Below are 16,472 nucleotides of genomic sequence, written 5' to 3'. Positions count from 1 at the left end.
TGTCGAGGTCCGGCAACAGGGAAATTGGGGCCTGGTCGACGTTTATTCGAAGCGCGAGAAATCCGGTTGGCGTTTTTCCATGAAGGCCCGGAAAGCTTCGGCGGCTTCGGGGGATTTCAGCCGTTCTGCAAACAGCTGTCCCTCCTCCAGCATGGTTTCCCGCAGTGCTTCCATGGTTGGCTTGTTCAGAAGCGCCTTGGTGGCCCGAATCGCTGCCGGGGCTTTTTCAGTGAGCCTCTGGCAGGCTTCGAAGGCATTGGCTTCCGTTTGCCCAGGCTCACAAACCCGGTTGATCAGGCCAAGCCGAAGAGCTTCTTCCGCGGAGAAGGCACCACCAAGCATCAGAAGTTCGGCGGTGCGTACCCGGCCGATCCAGGAAGGTAGCAACAGGCTTGAGCCACCTTCGGGGCACAGGCCGAGGCTGGCAAAGGGCATCTGGAATGCCGTGTTGTCGCCGGCGAACACCAGATCACAGTGCAGCAACATGGTTGTGCCGATGCCGACGGCCGCGCCATTGACCGATGCCACCACCGGTTTAGTGGCGCTGGCCAGTAGTAAAAGAAAATGGCCAACGGGCGTCTGCTCGAAATCACCTGGCAGACCTGCGGCAAATTCGCCCAGGTCGTTGCCTGCGGTGAAGCACTCGCTGGTGCCGGTGAACATCACACATCGGATGTTGGTGTCATCCCGGGCCTGTTCCAGCGCGTCGCCCATGGCGGTATACATGGCGTGGGTGAGGGCGTTCTTGCGTTCTGGCCGGTTCAGTCGGACGATGAGGGTCCGGTCTTTGATTTCGGTGAGGACGAGGTCAGTCACGGCGTCTCCTGGGGTGTTATTATCGTTTGGTTAGGATGATACCTTTTTCTGTCGGCGTTTTTCACGGGTTTTAATCCTTGTTTCGCCATCCGTCGAATCACTCGCCAAACCGATTTTCTGGTAAACTCTCGCCTCCCGATTTCTGATGACACGACATAACGATATCAAGCTGATGAGGCGCCTATGACCACCGTAATCCGCCAGGACGACCTGATTGAAAGCGTAGCGGACGCGCTGCAGTTCATTTCCTACTACCACCCGAAGGATTTCATCCAGGGCGTCTATGAGGCCTACCAGAAGGAAGAATCCCAGGCGGCCAAAGATGCCATGGCCCAGATCCTGATTAACTCGCGCATGTGTGCCCAGGGGCACCGCCCGATCTGTCAGGATACAGGCATTGTGACGGTATTCGTGAATGTCGGCATGAACGTCCAGTGGGACTGCGATATGCCGCTGGACGACGTAATCAATGAAGGCGTCCGTCGCGCTTACACCCACCCGGACAACGTGCTGCGCGCCTCGGTGCTGGCCGATCCGGACGGCAAGCGCCAGAACACCAAGGACAACACCCCGGCCATCATCCATTACAAGATTGTTCCGGGTGATACCGTAGAAGTGCACGTGGCTGCCAAGGGTGGCGGTTCTGAAGCCAAGTCCAAGTTCGCGATGCTGAACCCCTCTGACTCAGTCGTGGACTGGGTGCTGAAGATGGTCCCGCAGATGGGTGCTGGCTGGTGTCCGCCGGGCATGCTGGGTATTGGTATCGGTGGCACCGCCGAGAAGGCGATGGAGCTGGCCAAGGAATCCCTGCTGGACCCGATCGATATTCACGACCTAAAAGCCCGGGGCGCTTCCAATCGTGCCGAAGAGCTTCGTCTGGAACTGTTCGACAAGGTCAACGAGCTGGGCATCGGTGCTCAGGGCCTGGGCGGTCTCACCACGGTTCTGGATGTGAAGGTGAAAGACTATCCGACCCACGCGGCCAACAAGCCAGTGGCCATTATCCCGAACTGTGCGGCAACCCGTCACGCCCACTTCACCCTGGACGGTACCGGGCCTTCCCTGCAAACACCGCCGAGCCTGGACGACTGGCCGGAAATCACCTGGGAAGTGGGTGAGAACGTCCGTCGTGTGAATCTGGATACCGTCACTCCGGAAGACGTGAAGGACTGGCAGCCGGGAGAAACCGTTCTGCTTTCCGGCAAAATGCTGACTGGCCGCGATGCTGCCCACAAGAAGATGGTAGACATGATCGAGAAAGGCGAAGAGCTGCCGGTCGATCTGAAGGGGCGCTTCATTTACTACGTGGGCCCGGTTGATCCGGTGCGTGAAGAGGTGGTTGGCCCCGCAGGCCCGACCACTGCCACACGTATGGACAAGTTTACCCACACTATGCTCGAGAAGACTGGCCTCACCGGCATGATTGGTAAAGCCGAGCGCGGTCAGGTGGCCATCGATGCCATCAAGGAATTCGGCGCGGTTTACCTGATGGCCGTGGGCGGTTCCGCCTACCTGGTCTCCAAGGCCATCAAGAACGCCGAAGTGGTCGCCTTCCCGGAGCTGGGTATGGAAGCCATCTACGAGTTCGAGGTGGAGGACATGCCGGTCACTGTCGCCGTCGATTCCCGCGGCTCGTCTGTGCACCAGACAGGGCCTGCGGAATGGCACGAGAAGATCATTGCTGCCAAGGCGGTCTGATCTCCGGAAGTCGCTGAAAAAAGAAAAGGGCCGGACGAATGATCGTCCGGCCCTTTTTCGTTCTGTTGGTCCAGATTTATCAGCTTGAACAGCTGATATTCAGGTGTTTGCCCCAATCCGGCGGCAATGCCGCATAAGCGTCGTTCTCCGGTTGTTCGTCATAGGGCCGCTCAAGCACCTTCAGTAGTGCTTTCATGGGTTCGTAATCCCCGTTCTGGGCTTCCTGAATGACCTGCTGGGCCAGGTAATTCCTCAGCACATACTTCGGATTCACGCGGCGCATGGCGTATTCCCGTTCATCGTGAGCGCGGATTTCGTTCAGTAGTCGTTCCTCGTAGCGCTCCAGCCACTGGTCCGCCACGCTTCGATCCACAAACAGATCACGCACCGGCCCATGGCCGTGGCTATGCAGGTTGGAAAGCGCCCGGAAGAAACGGGTGTAGTCCACATGATGCTCGTGCATCATGCTGAAGGTATCCATGATCAGGCTCAGGTCTGCTTCATCCTCAATGGCAAGGCCCAGCTTGTCCCGCATGTTCTGGAGGAAGCGCTCGTTGTAGGCCACTTCATAGCGGCGAAGCCCCCGGCGCACATCGTCTTCCTCCATCACGGGCAGCAGGGCTGTGGCCAGATAACGGCAATTCTCAAACCCGACTTGCGGCTGACGATTGTAGGCGTAGCGCCCGCCATGGTCGGTATGGTTGCTTATATAGCCGGCATCGAAATCATCGAGAAATGCGTAGGGGCCGTAGTCAAAGGTGTCGCCGATGATCGACATGTTGTCACTGTTCATCACGCCGTGGCAGAAGCCCACCGCCTGCCAGTCCGCAATCGTTCGTGCCGTCCGCTCGACCACTTCCTCGAACCACCGGCTGTACCGTTCGTCATCGGGCAGATTGATCAAGTGGGGGAAGTGCAACGAGATCACGTGTTCGAGTAGCGTCTTGACGGTTTCAGGCCCCTCGTGGTGGGCGGCGAACTCGAAGTGCCCGAAGCGAATGTGCGTTTCGGCTACTCGCACAAGTGCCGCTGCTGTTTCGATGGACTCCCGGCGCACCGGGTCTCTGGCGCTCACCATGAAAAGGGCCCGGGTGGTCGGGATGCCAAGGCCATACATGGCCTCGCTGCATAGATACTCGCGAATGGTGGAGCGAAGCACGGCGCGGCCATCGCCAAAGCGGGAGTAAGGGGTCATGCCGGCGCCTTTGAGGTGCCAGTCCCAGCGTCGTCCATCAGGACCAATGGTTTCCCAGAGGAGCAGGCCACGGCCGTCGCCGAGTTCCGGGTTGTAGACGCCGAACTGGTGGCCGGTGTATTTCATGGCCACCGGGTCCATGCCCTCGAGTAATTCCGATCCTGCGCCCACTCCGGTCCAGTCGGATTCGGCATCGGCGCGAAAGCCCATTTGTTCTGCGAGCTTGTGGTTGAAGCACACCATTTTTGGGTCTTTCAGAGGCGAGGGCTGAACCCGGGTGTAAAAACTGTCCGGGAGCTCCAGGTAGCGATGCTCTATTCGAAAATCGTTGCCACTCATAAAACGCCTATACTCCCATTGGTATGAATTCTGCTGCCGTCTCGCTTAAGTCACCCATTAAACTGGAAACCCAACGTGTCTGATCGCTCACTAAAACAAACCGTCAGTGCCCTGATTCAACAGGAGGGCCTGCCCGACGCCTACGCCGAAACGGTGGAAAAAACCATTCTGCCGCTGGCAGACCGAATCTGTGCGCTCCATGATACGGAAAAGCGGCCCATTGTGGTTGGTATTCACGGAGCCCAGGGCACAGGCAAGTCCACGTTGACCCTTTTTTTACGGGAAATTCTGCTCCGGCACCGCAATCGCCCCACTGCCAATTTCTCCCTCGATGATATTTACCTTACCAGAGCCGAGCGTGAGGCCCTTGCCCGGCGGGTACATCCGTTATTTAAGACCCGGGGTGTGCCAGGAACCCACGACGTGGCGTTGGGCCAACAGATTTTGCACCGTCTGCGCAGTGCGGGGCCCGGAGATGCCACGCCCATTCCAGCCTTCGACAAATCAAGGGACGACAGGGTTCCACGTGAGCATTGGCCTGTTTTCGGAGGAAGGGCAGAGATCATTCTTCTGGAAGGCTGGTGCCTGGGCGCGCGACCGGAGATAGACAGTGCGCTAAGAGAGCCGATGAATCCCCTGGAGGCGAACGAGGATCCTGACGGCGTCTGGCGCAGGTATGTTAATGAGCAGTTGAAGGGGGAATACCAGGCGTTTTTTGGTCAAATCGATTGTCTGGTTATGTTGAAGGCTCCCTCCATGGAGTGTGTGCTTGAGTGGCGTCGACTCCAGGAGCAAAAGCTGGCGACGAAAATCCGTAATGCACCAGAAAAGGGCGAGCTCCATGGTGGTGCACAGGATCTGCGCATCATGAACGACGAAGAAATCGGTCGCTTCGTCATGCACTATGAACGCGTTACCCGATCCTGTCTCGCTGAAATGCCGGGCAGGGCTGATGTTCTTATCAACGTGGCCGAGGACCACTCTCTCGGTCTTCCGCAGTTCCGTGAGTCTTGACGGAGAACGGCCATGGCCCGACCTCATTTGATTATCTTTTCCGACCTCGATGGCACCCTGCTTGATCACGATGATTACCGTTGGCAGGCCGCCGGTCCAGCCCTCGACAGGCTGAAGGCAGCCCAGATACCCCTGGTGCTTAACTCCAGCAAAACCATGCCGGAGATCCGGGCGTTGAGGGAAGAGCTTGGAAATAACGATCCGTTCATAGTCGAAAACGGTGCAGCCGTGGTTATTCCGCCCCATGCACTGGGTAATGCCGAAGAAGAAGTGGTGAATTTTGGTGCAACCCGGGATCGGGTTCTTGAGGTGCTTGGCGCTCAACGTAAGAGGGGAGCTCGATTCACGAGCTTTGCCGACATGTCCGCAAACGAGCTGGCGGCAGAGACGGGCCTGGATCCGGCGGGAGCCGGGAGGGCCAAAGAACGGCTTGGGACCGAACCATTGCTCTGGCAGGGATCGGAAGAGGAGCTGGCGGAATTTGAGGCGGCTCTGGGCTCGGAGGGCCTTCGACTGGTAGCCGGAGGACGTTTTCTTCATGCCATGGGGATATTCGATAAAGCCGATGGGGCCCGGTTCTTGCTAAAAAAATACAGAGAGCAATACCGGGAGCAGTATGGCGATGCGCCCGTGTTGGCCATTGCCCTGGGCGACAGCCCCAACGATCAGCAGATGCTGGAATCGGCTGATATACCGGTGGTAATCCGGGGTGTCAAAAGCGATGAAGTGCGGCTGCCTTCGGCAAAGCACGCCATGCGCTCCCTCAAGCCCGGCCCTGAAGGCTGGAATGAGTGCGTACTCAATCTCCTGTTTGAGTACGGGTACTGACCCGTTTGAATGCGGGTATAAACAAGGAGAGCCGCCATGGGCGACTTTTACCAGAATGGCATTATCACAACCCTTCATAACCTTGTTCGGCGTCCCGTGGAGGACCTGGAAGCGGAGCTGATGAGCTTTCGCAAGGCCCGGCCAATGTCACTGGTGTTGCCGTCGCTGTATTCGGAGCTGGAGGGGCCGGCCCTGAAAAATATTGTGCACGAGCTGGGCAAGGTGCCTTATCTGGATCAGGTGGTCATTGGCCTCGACCGTGCCAATGAGGAGCAATACCGCCACGCTCTGGAATATTTCTCGGAGCTGCCTCAGAACTTCAAGGTGCTCTGGAACGATGGGCCCCGCCTCAGGAGTATCGACCTGAAGCTCAGGGAGCAGAACCTGGCGCCGACGGAGATGGGCAAGGGCCGAAACGTCTGGTACTGCTTTGGCTATGTACTGGCCTCCGGTGTCAGCAAATCCGTTGCCTTGCACGACTGCGACATCCTTACCTATTCCCGGGATCTAGTGGCCCGCCTGATCTACCCTGTGGCCAATCCCGGCTTCAACTACATGTTCTGCAAAGGCTATTACGCCCGTGTCGCCGACGGGAAAATGAACGGACGGGTGAGCCGGCTACTGGTGACGCCGCTGATCCGCGCACTGAAGAAAGTCTGTGGTCCCAACGATTTCCTCGACTACCTCGACAGTTACCGCTACCCCCTGGCCGGGGAATTCTCGTTCCGCACGGATGTGATTAATGATCTGCGCATTCCCAGTGACTGGGGTCTGGAGATCGGTGTGCTTTCGGAGATGAAGCGCAACTACGCCACCAACCGCCTTTGCCAGGTGGACATTGCCGATGTCTATGATCACAAGCACCAGGAACTCTCGGCGGAGGATGTCAGCAAAGGGCTGTCCAAAATGAGCATGGATATCGCCAAGGCCCTGTTCCGGAAGCTGGCGACCAACGGCGAGATTTTCTCCAATGAAAAATTCCGGACCATCAAAGCCACGTATTTCCGCATTGCCCTGGATTTCGTGGAGACCTACCAGAATGACGCCATTATTAACGGATTGACGTTTGATCGGCACAAGGAGGAGAAAGCCGTGGAGCTGTTTGCCCAGAACGTGATGCGGGCCGGCGCCTATTTCCTCGATAATCCGATGGATACACCCTTTATTCCCAGCTGGAACCGGGTCACAAGCGCCATTCCCGACATCAAGGAGCAGTTGCTGGAGGCGGTCGAACTGGATAACGAGGAATTCAAGCCATGACCCAGCCTCTGAAAGCGAAGCTGGTGTCCATGCTGGAGGTGGTTTACCCGGAGCTGGACTGTGACTTTCTGGCCGAGCAGTTATTGACCACCATGGGGCTGGCGCCCAACCAGGAACCGCCGCCTGCGCATCAGAATAACTGGGACGAATCGGATGTGGTGTTGATCACCTACGCCGACACGGTGCAGCGGGCGGACGAAAAGCCTCTGCAGACTCTGCACCGGTTTCTCGGCGATTGTCTGTCGGATTCCATTTCGTCGGTGCACATACTGCCGTTCTTCCCTTATAGCTCCGATGATGGCTTCTCGGTCATGGACTATCTGGCGGTGAACGAGTCCCATGGGAATTGGGAGGATATCGAGAGCATCGCCAGGGACTATAAGCTGATGGCGGATCTGGTCATCAACCATATGTCCGCGCGTAGCCGCTGGTTTGAAAACTTCCGCAAACGGGTGGATCCGGGCAAGGATTATTTCTTCGAGGGTAACCCGAGAGACGACCTGAGTGCCGTGGTGCGCCCCCGTACCTCACCGCTCCTGAACCCGGTCCAGACCGACGATGGCGAGCGGTATGTCTGGTGTACCTTCAGCGAGGATCAGGTCGATCTGAATTTTGCCAATCCGAAGGTTCTGATCGAGTTCGCCGCCATCATCCGGCGCTATCTGGAACGAGGTATTATCATTTTCCGGCTCGATGCCGTCGCCTTTCTCTGGAAGGAGCCGGGTACGCCCTGCATTCATCTGCAGCAAACCCATGAGCTGATCAAGATCCTCCGGCTGCTGATCGAGCATCACAGTCCGGATGCCGTGGTGATTACCGAGACCAACGTACCTAACCGGGAAAACCTGACCTACTTCGGCAACGCCAACGAAGCCCATGTTATCTACAACTTCTCGTTGCCACCCCTGCTGATCAATACCCTGGTGACCGGTGACTGCAAGCACCTGAAAACCTGGCTGATGAGCATGCCGCCGGCCCAGATGGGCACCACCTATCTGAACTTTATTGCCTCCCATGATGGTGTTGGCATGCGGCCGACGGATGGTCTGCTGACGGAAGAGGAAAAGCAGCGGCTGATCAACACCATGGATTCTTTTGGCGGCAAGGTTTCTTTCCGGCGAACGCCGGATGGTCGGGATCAGCCCTACGAAATCAATATTGCCCTGTACGACGCACTTCAGGGCACGGCGGAGTCGGGGCGGGATCACTGGCAACTGCAGCGTTTTATCTGCGCGCACACCGTGATGCTGGCCCTGGAGGGCATTCCGGCGTTCTACATCCACAGTCTGCTGGCGACGGAAAACGATCTGGAGCGAGTGGAGCATACCGGTCGGCTGCGGTCCATCAACCGCAGTCAGTGGCAACTGGACGACCTGGAGCAGAAGCTCGCGGACCCCCTGAGCCATCACAGCAAAGCGTTCCAGGAGCTGAAGCGTTTGATCGCCATTCGGCGCAAACAGCCGGCGTTTCATCCGAATGCCACCCAGTTCACCCTGCATCTCGGGCTTCAGTTGTTCGGTTTCTGGCGCCAAAGTATGCGCCGGGATCAGTCCATCTTCTGCATTCACAATATCAGCAACGAAGTGCAACAGGTTGCCCTGAGCGACATCAATCTGATTGGTACCGATCACTGGCAGGACCTGATTTCCGGGATGACCATCGATGATCTTTCCGGCTCTATCACCCTGAAGCCATACCAGAGCGTGTGGTTGTCCAACCTGGAAGTTACCGTCTGATCATCTGACAACGTCATTTGTGCAATGCTCGAAAAACATAGGGTATCCTGTGCCCATATGAGCAAGGCCGAGACGTGATACATGATCAAAGCAATCAAGGTAACCGGGGGCAACCTCAACTGGGAATCCTGGGAAGGGCCGGGGGAGCCGCCGGAGGACCACGTTGAAATTGAGGTTGTCTGGACAGCCATCAACCGTGCCGACCTGATGCAGCGGGCGGGTGTCTACCCACCGCCGCCGGGCGCGTCCGACATTCTGGGGCTGGAAGTCAGCGGGCGGATTGCCTCGGTGGGATCAGGGGTAACCCGTTTCAAGCCTGGTGACGAGGTCTGCGCCTTGCTCACGGGCGGCGGTTACGCGACCCATGTTGTCGTGCCCGAAGTTCAGGTTTTGCCTATCCCCAAGGGTTTGTCACTCGAGAAAGCAGCGGCCATTCCCGAGGTGCTCGCCACGGCCTGGCTGAACCTTTACCACGAAGCGGCACTGAAACCGGGCGAACGGGTGCTTCTGCACGCAGGCGGAAGCGGTCTCGGCACCGCTGTCATTCAGTTGGCAACGGCCTTCGGTAACCCGGTCTTCGCCACTGCCGGTGACAAAGTCAAGCTGGAGGTTTGTCGGAAGCTGGGGGCCAGCGGTGTCTGGAACCGGAATGACGGTTCCTTTGTGGAGGCCGTTACAGCCTGGGGCGGAGTCGATATGGTTCTGGACCCGGTTGGTGGCAGCTACATTGCCGAAGACCAGCGGGTTCTGAATGTCGATGGCCGGATTGTACTGATCGGGCTGATGGGCGGCCGGATGGCCGAGGTGGATCTGGGCATCATGCTGGTCAAACGCCAGCGTATTATCGGTTCCACACTCCGCTCCCGAACGGTCGAGGATAAGGGTGAGGTCATGCAGGCGCTCTACCGGCATGTCTGGCCGCTGCTGGCCGCCGGCCAGATTGAGCCATTGATCGATAGCACCTGGCCGATCGAACAGTTGGAAGACGCGATGGCCTATGTGGCCGAGAACAGGAACACCGGCAAGGTGCTCCTGAAGATTGCCGACTGAGCAGGCAGCCTGTCGCGCCTTCCTGGATTCGTTAGTCTGCGATATGAACCAGCTGCTTGCCGAAGTTCTGGCCCTTGAGCATGCCCTTGAAGGCGTCAACGGCATTTTCCAGGCCTTCGGCAACAGTTTCCCGGTATTTCAGTTCACCGGAAGCGACCCGTGAGGCCAGAATGTCGGTGATCTCCTGGTGCTGGTCCTGCCATTCGGTCACCAGGAAAAACCGGTGTTCGGGTACCGGGTCCAGTGCCTTGAAGACGTGAAACGGGGTTTCCACGCTGGCCATATCCGTCGCATTGTAGGCAGATACGAAACCGCAGATGGGCACCCGGGCGCCCGTGTTCAACAGCGGTGCCACGGCGCGCGTCACGGCACCACCCACGTTTTCAAAGTAGATATCGATGCCGTCAGGGCAGGCCGCTTTCAGGTCTGCTTCCAGATTGCCGGCCTTGTAATCCACACAGGCGTCGAAACCCAGCTCATTGACCACGTAATTGCACTTTTCGGGGCCGCCGGCAACGCCAACAACCCGGCAGCCCTCTGATTTGGCAGTCTGGCCAACGACGGTTCCTACAGGCCCGGAAGCGGCAGAGACAACCACGGTTTCGCCGGCTTTCGGCTTACCCACGTACATCAGGCCGCAGTACCCCGTGCGCCCAGGCATACCGGCAACGCCGAGATAGGCTTGCAGGGGTACGTTGTCTCGCTGCTGAATCTTGTACACCATCGGCGCATCGCCCGGGAAGGTAACGTATTCCTGCCAACCGGAATAACAAGTGACCAGATCACCGACCTTCAGGGCGTCCGAGCGGGATTCCACCACCCGGGCAACGCTCTCGCCGACAATTGGCTCGTCGATGCCGATAGGGTCCATGTAACCTTTGGCATCGTTCATACGAGGGCGCATGTAAGGATCCAGCGACAGCCAGAGCACCTGTGCGACCACCTCACCCTCATTGGGGGAGCGAACGGGGCGCTCTTCCAGCACCAGATCGCCTTGTTGAATTTCACCCTGGGGGCGCTGTTTGAGTACAACGGCTCGGTTCCTGTATTCGCTCACTTGTTCTCTCCGGTTGCATAATGAAACCAGATTAGGGTGCAGCAGATTCCGGTGCCGGTCAACCTTCTGGCCATGGCGATGTGATTGAAATGTTTTGCATCAGTTGTAGCGATATGCAACAAATGCAATAATCTGTAGCAAGTGAGCAGGTATCTTATCTGGAGGTCACCATGACAACCGCTGTTCGTCTTGACGACACATTAGTTCGCCACGCTGCGGCGGAAGGTGCGGTCCATCGACGCTCGACACCCAAGCAGATAGAGTACTGGGCCGAGATAGGGCGTGCCGTCGCCGGCGACGTGAGCGCCGAAGATCTGATTGCCATTCTCCAGGGTATTCGGCAGGTGAGGGTTGAGCCGGTGGTGGCCGAGCCGGTTTCCAGCGATGACCTCTGGGCTGAGGTGGATCAGGCCCGGGCAAGTGGCGAACTGGAGCGCTCTATCAGCCGCGGGCGTACGGTGTATCAGGCGTCTGGAGAGAAACCGGGCTATCTGGAAGCCATATATCCGGATGGCTCCCGGGAAATCGGTCAGTTTCGCAATGGACGCTTTGAGGCACTGAGTGACCGTGACAACGCAGCCTGAGCTCTGGCTGCTGGTTGGCGGTAACGGTGCGGGCAAAACCACATTTTATGAGCGGTTCCTGGCCCGCCGGAAGATTCCGCTGGTAAACGCCGATAATATTGCCCGCAGCATGTGGCCGGACGCGCCCGAAAAGCACAGTTACGAGGCAGCACTGATTGCGGAAAGGGAACGGCTCAGGCTGATTGAGGAGAGGCAGACCTTCTGCTTCGAAACCGTCTTCTCCCACCCCTCGAAAGTGGATTTTGTCGGGACAGCCAAAGCCGCCGGATTTCGGGTTCGGATGTTTTACTTCCATCTGGAATTGCCCTCCCTGAACAAGGCGCGGGTCGCTTCCCGGGTAACAGCCGGCGGCCACAACGTCCCGGAAGCCAAGATCGAGTCAAGGATTCCACGAACGCTGGCGAATCTGCGCCAATGCATTGGTCTGGCGGACGAATTGCACCTGGTCGATAACTCGCGCCTTGATCAGCCTTACGTACGCGTCGCGGTCTGCGAAAATGGGCAGTGGTGTGCCTTGCAGGATAACTTGCCGCAGTGGGCAAGTGATCTGATTGATCGCTGATCATTCACCCTGGCCAGCTGTCCGGCACTACGAATAAGCGATTGGTTTCCTGCCAGAGGCCGGTGACGGAATTCTGCTTCAGCTTCGCGAACAAGAGCGGGATCTCGGCGCGTTCGATGGTGGCCAGTGCGGCATTCACTGCATCAGGAGCGGGGGATTCGTATTGACGCCACGGGCCGATCCAGTGGGGTTTGTTCAGGAGCACCCAACCGGGAAGGTCCGATGATTCAACCTGTGAGAGGTAGCACCACTGGCCTCGAAGGTGATTTGCAGGCACGGACTGCGGGGCGCTCACCTGTGTTCCGGTCGGGTAAAAAAGGTATCCGGGCATGAAAATGCGGGGCATGACAGGTTCTTTGATACCCATGTCTGCCAGCAGCGCCCTGGCTTCGGGCAGCGTGGTTCGCTGGCTTTGCAAGCGCAACATCCGGTCTGCTTTCAGGTCCAGCCGATCCCGGGCGTTCGGTCCATACCACAGGGTTCTCCCGCTGTGCTCCGGAACCCCCAGGTAATACTTGATGGCAATTTCGTGGTGCTCAATTCGATCTTCATTCCGATTGTGCACGACAAAATCCAGTTCGCCTATGGTTCGCCCGTTGGACTGTATCTGTTGGTTTTGAAGCAGAACTTCCCAGCCCAGCAGATCTTCCAGCAATACCCGGTAAAGCCGTTCGAAGTAGAACCCGAGCCGTTTCTGGGGCGGTTCTCTCAGCAGAGGCGGTGCTGTTTGCGGGTTGTGATCCCAGGCTTGAATTTTTTCCGTTACATCATCAGGCAGAAAGCGACCTGGCTCAAACGTCAGCGGTGACTGCAACAGCTGAGGTGCCTGGCATACCCAGGCAAGGTGTCGGACCTCGGGGGTGGTCAGCTCAGAAGCAGAGTAGGGGGCTGTTTTTGCATCCATATGGCCAGAATACCGTAAACTGTCCGCGGGGCACGATGATCAGTTCGCTTCACTTCTGAAGGAGGCTACATGCAATATCTTCACACCATGATCCGGGTGAGTAATCTGGAAGAGACGCTGCATTTCTTTTGCGATTTGCTGGGAATGGTTGAAATCAGTCGCAAGAGTAGCGACAAAGGCCGGTTTACCCTGGTTTTCCTGGCTGCGCCGGAAGACGAGGCACGTGCCCGAGAAGACCGGGCGCCGATGATCGAGCTCACCTATAACTGGGATCCGGAAGAGTACACTGGCGGACGCAATTTTGGCCACCTTGCTTACCGGGTGGACGACATTTATGCGCTTTGCGAGCACCTCAAAGCCAATGGCGTAACCATTAATCGCCCGCCCCGTGATGGGCATATGGCTTTTATCCGTACCCCGGATAACATCTCTATCGAGCTTTTGCAGAAAGGTGAGGCGCTTCCACCGAAAGAACCCTGGGCCAGCATGGAAAACACTGGTACCTGGTGAGCCCTGCAGGCGGGCCGCCGCGTGAGGCCAGAGCGTGATACAATAACAATCCGCAACAAAGCTTTCGCATCAGGATGATGCATCAAGAACATGGAGACGTTCGATGGACGATTGGCAAGGATGCCTGGATCCCCAGTGCCAGACCGCTTTACTACGAGCCCGGGAAAGCGTTGAACGCCGTGGCGGCTCGGTGATTACCGCTGAAGACTACCTGCTTGCCCTGCTGGACTCTGTACCCGATATTGTCCGCTTTTTGCGGGGCTGCGGCGTGGATATGGATGAACTCATCCGCACCATTCAGTGCGAACAACCGATAGTGACGGAAGTTGGTGGTGAAGGACAGTTGTCATCCCAGTTGATGTATTGGTTCGCATCGGCCAGGGAAACCAGCAATTCCCCATGGCTAGGGTGGTCGCAGCTGCTTGCGACGTTGGTTCGCCACGCGGAGCGGCTGCAGGAAAAAGCCTATGTGGCAGTTTTCGAGCTGGTCCCTCGCTGGCCCGATCCTTCCGAAGAGCGGGAGCCGGCTCCGATCGATGAATTCCAGAGAGCTCCTGTCGTTGTCACTGATTCCGCGTGGGTTGAGCTGGCGGAGGACGTTGCGATCAGTCTGGCGGCGTCCCCGTCAGCCATGCTCTGGGTCCGGGGTGATCGGGGTTCGGGTAAAACAGCGTGGCTGCAATCACTGCTACCGACACTGGAGCTCGATTATGTTGAGCTGGACCTCCGCCGTGAAGCGGAAATCATGGCCAGTGATCTTCCGGTTCTTCCTGAGCGCCGGGTGCAGGGCGAGCTTGGTGATAGTGCATCGCGCTGGCCGGTCCTTGTGCTGGACAATATCTCACCCGCAGATCTCATTGCGCTGATGAATCTGCCCGATGGTCTGGCCTCTGAGTTGTTGCTGCAATGGGCCGGGCCGATTCTTCTGCTGGGTCCCGGCGAGGCCGCCGACAGCAGTTCGGCCGCCACACTCCAGCATCGCCTGGGCCGTACCCTCGACATCTTTGCCATGCCGGCTTCCAGCGTTGTCCAACGGCAGGCTATTCTGACGGCACATCAGGCCGCCTTAGAGAAGCAATGGAATATCCAGATTCCTCGCTCCGTGATCCGGTTTGCGGCCTCTCGCCGAAGCCGTTGTGTGAGCACTCCCGGAGGAATGCTCCAATGGCTGGAGCGCTCGGCTGCCAGGCTCAATCTCTTTGCTCGAAGAGGCCCGGCCGAGGCGGTGGCCCTGTCCGGGCAGGAAGACACTCTGCGACGTCAGTCGCTGGTGGCCCTGGCCCGCAAGGAGCCTCTTGACGATATCGAGGCATCGCTGGGAGAGATACAGCTTCATCGGGTGGCGGCAGAGGTGGCCTGGCATGAGCGTAAGGCGGCCGGCACCTTGCGTCAGCTTTCTGCTGAAGATTTACGACAGGAACTGGAGCGCTGGGTTGCAGCGCGACCCGGGCCGGTTCACTATGTGCTGCATTGTAATCAGCAGGATGGAGATTCAGCGGGTGCAGGATCTGGAAATTTACATTCGTGATCTGGAACCGGGTGCGGTGTCAGGGTGGCTAGAGAATCACCTGGACGAACTGGAACTCGATGATGGTGAGGTGACGCGCGTGATCAAGGGCGTGGGCCGCTACGAGGGCGAAAGACTTCGGATATCGCTCTATCCCGGAGCTTTCGGGAAACGATTTACGTCACTGGTTATTGAAGGCCCCAGAGTGCCCTGGAACAGTGATCTGGACTGCGCGCGCAGTGCCTGGCGTGCAATGGATACCGAGATTCGTTGCAGCCCGGGAGACTGGACAGAAGGGGAGCCTGTAGAGGATGAGAAATGGTGGCGATTGGACCACCGGGGCGAGCAACAGGTCGTCTGGAACTGAAAGAGGCAGCCCGTGGGCTGCCTCTCTTTTTAGCGGGCGATTCAGTCGCTCAGGATGGACACGTTGTCGGCCTGGAGGCCTTTGTCTGCTTCCACAACGTTAAAGCGTACCAGTTGACCCTGGCGCAGAACCCGGCGCCCGCGGCCACGAATGGCACGGAAGTGAACGAATACTTCATCACCACTGTCGCGCACGATGAAGCCGAAGCCTTTCTTGACGTTGAACCACTTTACGGTGCCTTCCTCGTTCCCCTCAGGGCTGCTTTCGTCATAGCCGTCATCATCGTCATCGCGGCTCTGGCTGGGTGCACGGTTGCTCGACCGGGATGTTTGTTGCTTTTCGGCCGGTTTCTTGACTGACAACGCAATGGCCAGGAAGCCCGCAATGCCGAAAACGATCAGCGAGATAATGTAGGCTGCGATGCCACGGTTGCTACCCAGGGCTTCCACAAGTTGGCCCGCAGCGATCAGGCGAAGAGGCTCTGGGGTGAAAGACAGCAAAATGGCAAGCACCAGCGGTGCGGGAATGGCGATCAGGAGAGAAAAAAGGATCGCTTTGGATGGATTACGCATTGACTGAAATTTCTCCATTCTTGTAACGCTAACGATAAAAACCGGATATCGGGTAAAATCGCACATCCGGCCGGTGAAAACCGACAGTACCCCGAAAAACGGGCGCGCTGGCGGGCAAAAGCGGAATGATACCAGATTATCCCGAGCACTGACCAAGCAGCGGGATACGCAGTGTCATCGATCACATTCTAGAGAGATTTACCCAGGGGAGTCCCAATAGCTGATGAGCCAGAACGATTTGGAAACCCGACTGGATGAGCTGGAAACCCGGCTGGCCTTCCAGGATGACGTTATCAATACCCTGAGCGAGCAGGTGGCCAAGCAGGAAATGGATATCCGTGAACTGTGGGAAGCCAAGCGGTTGCTGCACAAGCAGCTGAAGGATGTTTTGCCGTCCAATATCAAGTCGGAGCAGGACGAAACACCTCCTCCTCATTACTGAAGATGGCGCAATAAAAAGGGTCAGGTGGAAT

General features: G+C 57.7%; 17 protein-coding genes. 12 read left to right on the top strand and 5 right to left on the bottom strand.

From position 1 onward, the window contains the following. Positions 1 to 42: 42 nt before the first annotated feature. Complete coding sequence (locus tag WA411_RS15670) at positions 43 to 816, bottom strand: enoyl-CoA hydratase (RefSeq protein WP_291908087.1); 774 nt, start codon at positions 814 to 816, stop codon at positions 43 to 45. A gap of 183 nt (positions 817 to 999) precedes the next feature. On the opposite strand from WA411_RS15670, the gene WA411_RS15665 reads away from it, so the two are divergent. Further along, positions 1,000 to 2,514: a fumarate hydratase gene (locus WA411_RS15665; protein WP_008170439.1), complete on the top strand. Its 1,515-nt coding sequence runs from the start codon at positions 1,000 to 1,002 to the stop codon at positions 2,512 to 2,514. A 79-nt stretch (positions 2,515 to 2,593) separates the two neighbouring features. On the opposite strand, the gene WA411_RS15660 is transcribed toward WA411_RS15665, so the two are convergent. Next, the gene (locus tag WA411_RS15660; RefSeq protein ID WP_291908086.1) at positions 2,594 to 4,048 is read right to left on the bottom strand and encodes a protein adenylyltransferase SelO; all 1,455 of its coding nucleotides are present in this window, start codon (positions 4,046 to 4,048) and stop codon (positions 2,594 to 2,596) included. Positions 4,049 to 4,123: 75 nt separating this feature from the next. On the opposite strand from WA411_RS15660, the gene WA411_RS15655 reads away from it, so the two are divergent. The 5 genes from WA411_RS15655 to WA411_RS15635 all read left to right on the top strand — a co-directional run bounded on the left by WA411_RS15655 (position 4,124) and on the right by WA411_RS15635 (position 9,936). Continuing rightward, on the top strand, positions 4,124 to 5,062 hold the full coding sequence (locus tag WA411_RS15655; RefSeq protein WP_291908084.1) for a hypothetical protein: 939 nt from the start codon (positions 4,124 to 4,126) through the stop codon (positions 5,060 to 5,062). Positions 5,063 to 5,074: 12 nt separating this feature from the next. Next, positions 5,075 to 5,890 carry an HAD-IIB family hydrolase gene (locus WA411_RS15650; protein ID WP_291908082.1) on the top strand — a complete coding sequence of 272 codons (816 nt, stop codon included), beginning with the start codon at positions 5,075 to 5,077 and terminating at the stop codon, positions 5,888 to 5,890. A gap of 36 nt (positions 5,891 to 5,926) precedes the next feature. After that, complete coding sequence (locus tag WA411_RS15645; protein ID WP_069184922.1) at positions 5,927 to 7,150, top strand: glycosyl transferase; 1,224 nt, start codon at positions 5,927 to 5,929, stop codon at positions 7,148 to 7,150. Further along, positions 7,147 to 8,886 (top strand): sugar phosphorylase, encoded by a 1,740-nt coding sequence (locus tag WA411_RS15640; protein ID WP_008170427.1) that lies wholly within the window; start codon positions 7,147 to 7,149, stop codon positions 8,884 to 8,886. Before WA411_RS15645 ends, WA411_RS15640 begins: the two co-directional genes overlap by 4 nt. Positions 8,887 to 8,970: 84 nt before the next feature. Then, positions 8,971 to 9,936 (top strand): NAD(P)H-quinone oxidoreductase, encoded by a 966-nt coding sequence (locus tag WA411_RS15635; protein ID WP_370686084.1) that lies wholly within the window; start codon positions 8,971 to 8,973, stop codon positions 9,934 to 9,936. Between the two features lie 31 nt (positions 9,937 to 9,967). On the opposite strand, the gene WA411_RS15630 is transcribed toward WA411_RS15635, so the two are convergent. After that, on the bottom strand, positions 9,968 to 10,993 hold the full coding sequence (locus tag WA411_RS15630; protein ID WP_291908054.1) for an NADP-dependent oxidoreductase: 1,026 nt from the start codon (positions 10,991 to 10,993) through the stop codon (positions 9,968 to 9,970). Between the two features lie 170 nt (positions 10,994 to 11,163). Here WA411_RS15630 and WA411_RS15625 point away from each other — a divergent pair, with 170 nt between their 5' ends. Beyond that, entirely contained in the window at positions 11,164 to 11,577 is a 414-nt protein-coding gene (locus WA411_RS15625) for a TA system antitoxin ParD family protein (protein WP_069184918.1), read from the top strand. Further along, positions 11,561 to 12,139 carry an AAA family ATPase gene (locus tag WA411_RS15620; RefSeq protein ID WP_069184917.1) on the top strand — a complete coding sequence of 193 codons (579 nt, stop codon included), beginning with the start codon at positions 11,561 to 11,563 and terminating at the stop codon, positions 12,137 to 12,139. Before WA411_RS15625 ends, WA411_RS15620 begins: the two co-directional genes overlap by 17 nt. Positions 12,140 to 12,143: 4 nt before the next feature. Here WA411_RS15620 and WA411_RS15615 read toward each other — a convergent pair whose 3' ends face one another. Next, positions 12,144 to 13,043, bottom strand: a complete 900-nt coding sequence (locus WA411_RS15615) for a DUF1853 family protein (protein ID WP_291908051.1) — start codon at positions 13,041 to 13,043, stop codon at positions 12,144 to 12,146. Positions 13,044 to 13,112: 69 nt separating this feature from the next. Here WA411_RS15615 and WA411_RS15610 point away from each other — a divergent pair, with 69 nt between their 5' ends. The 3 genes from WA411_RS15610 (at position 13,113) to WA411_RS15600 (ending at position 15,427) form a co-directional block, all read left to right on the top strand. Beyond that, positions 13,113 to 13,553, top strand: a complete 441-nt coding sequence (locus tag WA411_RS15610) for a VOC family protein (protein ID WP_069184915.1) — start codon at positions 13,113 to 13,115, stop codon at positions 13,551 to 13,553. Between the two features lie 103 nt (positions 13,554 to 13,656). Further along, on the top strand, positions 13,657 to 15,081 hold the full coding sequence (locus WA411_RS15605) for a hypothetical protein (protein ID WP_291908049.1): 1,425 nt from the start codon (positions 13,657 to 13,659) through the stop codon (positions 15,079 to 15,081). Beyond that, entirely contained in the window at positions 15,053 to 15,427 is a 375-nt protein-coding gene (locus tag WA411_RS15600; RefSeq protein WP_136631752.1) for a hypothetical protein, read from the top strand. Before WA411_RS15605 ends, WA411_RS15600 begins: the two co-directional genes overlap by 29 nt. 41 nt (positions 15,428 to 15,468) lie before the next feature. On the opposite strand, the gene WA411_RS15595 is transcribed toward WA411_RS15600, so the two are convergent. Then, positions 15,469 to 15,999: a cold-shock protein gene (locus WA411_RS15595; protein WP_069184912.1), complete on the bottom strand. Its 531-nt coding sequence runs from the start codon at positions 15,997 to 15,999 to the stop codon at positions 15,469 to 15,471. A gap of 223 nt (positions 16,000 to 16,222) precedes the next feature. On the opposite strand from WA411_RS15595, the gene WA411_RS15590 reads away from it, so the two are divergent. Beyond that, positions 16,223 to 16,441, top strand: coding sequence for a SlyX family protein (locus tag WA411_RS15590; RefSeq protein WP_291908046.1), 219 nt, complete (start codon positions 16,223 to 16,225; stop codon positions 16,439 to 16,441). The last annotated feature ends 31 nt before the right edge of the window (positions 16,442 to 16,472 follow it).

The organism is Marinobacter sp. CH_CUG1437-1 (assembly GCF_037029655.1).
In the GTDB taxonomy this organism is placed as follows: Bacteria; Pseudomonadota; Gammaproteobacteria; order Pseudomonadales; family Oleiphilaceae; genus Marinobacter; species Marinobacter salsuginis.
This window is presented reverse-complemented; position numbering and strand designations above follow the sequence as displayed.